The organism is Hymenobacter profundi (genome assembly GCF_019334315.1).
GTDB classification, from domain to species: Bacteria; Bacteroidota; Bacteroidia; order Cytophagales; family Hymenobacteraceae; genus Hymenobacter; species Hymenobacter profundi.
Genome location: NZ_JAHWGL010000207.1, coordinates 1 through 1030, shown reverse-complemented (window position 1 = coordinate 1030; position 1030 = coordinate 1). Strand labels below are relative to the sequence as shown.

General features: G+C 57.0%; 1 protein-coding gene. It reads right to left on the bottom strand.

The features are described 5' to 3' along the window. Positions 1 to 231: 231 nt before the first annotated feature. A complete protein-coding gene (locus tag KYK14_RS21905; protein WP_219161764.1) occupies positions 232 to 972 on the bottom strand; it encodes a shikimate dehydrogenase family protein in 741 nt (246 codons plus the stop codon). Positions 973 to 1030: the final 58 nt, after the last annotated feature.

Sequence of the window (1030 nt, the reverse complement as noted above, 5' to 3'; positions counted from 1 at the left end):
GCAGCAGCGGCCAGCAGGGAGGGTGAGTAGCGAAGTTGTGAGTTTGTGAAGTTGTGAAATGGTGGATTGAAAAACGTATGTCATCCTGAGCGGAGCGAAGGACCTTATGCCAGTTGAACGAGTCGTTGTACGTTTGTCGTTCTGACGTGATAAGGTCCTTCGCTCTGCTCAGGATGACACACGTTTTTCAATCCACCATTTCACAACTTCACAAACTCACAACTTCGCTACTCACCCGTTCCAAATCTCCCATGCAGCTTCTGCTTGCAGGCAGAGCATTTCGAAGCCGTTGAGGACGTGGGCGCCGGCGGCGAGGCCGTGCTGCATGAATTTGGTTTCGGCGGGGTTGTAGATGAGGTCGAAGAGGTAGTGCTGGGGGGTGAGGGCGTGGTAGGGTAGCGACGGGCAGTCGTCTACGTTGGGAAAAGTGCCTAAGGGCGTAGCATTGATGATGAGCGGATGCGCTGCTACCAGCTTGGGCGTGAGGTCGTCGTAGGTGAGGCCATTCGCCAAGGGATTGCGTGACACCAGCCAGTAACTAATACCCAGGTCGCGCAGTGCTACCTCTACCGCTTTGGAAGCGCCGCCGGTGCCCAGCACCAGGGCGCGGTCGGGCGCATCGCGGCGAGGGTAGAAGCGCCGCAGCGACTCTTGGAAGCCTGTAACGTCGGTATTGTGGCCCACACGGCGACCATCGGCTGTAAACTCCACCACATTCACGGCCCCTACCCTGGCAGCTGAAGAAGCCAGCTCGTCAAGGTAAGGCCAGATCTGTTCCTTATACGGAATCGTAACGTTGAGGCCGGCCAGGTTCGGGCGCGCCGCCAGCAGCTGCGCCAGATCGGCGGCCTCGGGTAGCTCGAACAACTCATACCGATAGTCTTCGAGGCCCAAGTCTTGAAACTTTTGGGTGAAATAGGTCTGCGAAAACGAGTGTTTCAGCGTGCGGCCAATCAGTCCAAACTCCTTCATTGTGCGTTGTGAGTTGTCAGTGAAATACGGCTGTCCTCCTGCGCGTGCGAAGGACCTT

Coding starts and splice junctions, on each gene's coding strand:
- KYK14_RS21905 (WP_219161764.1), bottom strand. CDS start 972: ATGAAGGAGTTTGGACTGATTGGCCGCACGCTGAAACACTCGTTTTCG.